We start from the raw sequence: 1,146 nt of genomic DNA, 5'->3' as shown, positions 1-1,146 counted from the left end.
TTTTTTTTGGGGGGCTTCTTTTTTTTTTTTTTCTTGCGGGTGGTGGGTCCTGGCTGCCTACACCTTCCCGGCCCCCGGGGGGGGGGGGTTGGGGCGGGTCGGGGGGGGGGGGGCCCCCCGCCGCGGCAACACGGTCTATGTCCACGTGCTGAACTGGCCGGGCGACAAGCTCGCCCTGCCGGCGATCCCGGCCCGCGTCGTGCGCGCGTCCGTGCTGGGCGGCGGCGCGGCGAAGGTCGAGCAATCCGCGCGCGGCATCGAGATTTCGGTACCGGCCGCCGCGCGCGACGGCATGGACACTGTGGTGGCCCTGCAACTGGATGCGTCCGCCGAAGGGCTCGCGCCCGTGCGCTGAAAAAACGTTCGCCGCTCCGGTGGATTTCATCATTGCCCGCGCAGGTCGCACGTCGCCACAATGACGCTCCTGTATGATGATGACACCCTACCTGGAGCAACGATGCGTTCGCAGACGGCGACCCTGATCCGCCTGGCGGCTTCCGCCATGGCGCTTGCCATATTGACCGGCGTGGGGCATGCCGCAACCCCGGCCGCAACCCCGGCCGCAACCCCGGCTTCGGCCGCGGCCGCAGCACCCACCGCGCGCCAGCGGCAGAATTTCAACGCCGGCTGGCGCTTCCACCTGGGCGACATCGGCGGTGCCGAGAAGGTCGACTTCGACGACGGCGACTGGCAGGCCGTGGGTCTCCCGCACAGTTTCAGCACGCCTTACTTCCAGGCGCCTGAGGTGTACGTCGGCTACGGCTGGTACCGCAAGGATCTCGTGCTGCCGCAAGGGACCGCCGGGCGCCGCTGGACGCTCGAGTTCGAAGCCGCGTTCCAGACGGCCGAGGTGTACGCCAACGGCCGCAGGATCGCGCGCCACCGCGGCGGCTATACCGGCTTTCCCGTCGACCTGACCGGCGCCCTGCATCCGGGGCGCAACGTGATCGCCGTCCGCGTCGACAACACCTGGGACCCGACGCTCGCGCCGCGCGCCGGCGAACATATCTTCAGCGGCGGCATCTACCGCGACGTCTGGCTCGTGACGACGGACGACGTGCACGTCCCGTGGACCGGCACGGCCGTGACCACGCCGGGCCTGACGGGCCGCAGCGGCGCCGTGCGCGTGGCGACGGAGGTGCGCAA

General features: G+C 70.2%; 1 protein-coding gene and 1 pseudogene. Both read left to right on the top strand.

From position 1 onward, the window contains the following. Positions 1-355 (top strand): annotated as a pseudogene (locus ACEN88_RS32295) (hypothetical protein); the annotation flags it as partial. 102 nt (positions 356-457) lie between these two features. Next, a partial coding sequence (locus ACEN88_RS32290) for a sugar-binding domain-containing protein (protein WP_413346304.1) occupies positions 458-1,146 on the top strand: 689 nt, incomplete at its 3' end.

Origin of the sequence: Massilia sp. CT11-108 (assembly GCF_047302915.1) — a bacterium.
Lineage (GTDB): Bacteria > Pseudomonadota > Gammaproteobacteria > Burkholderiales > Burkholderiaceae_D > Telluria > Telluria orientalis.
This window is presented reverse-complemented; position numbering and strand designations above follow the sequence as displayed.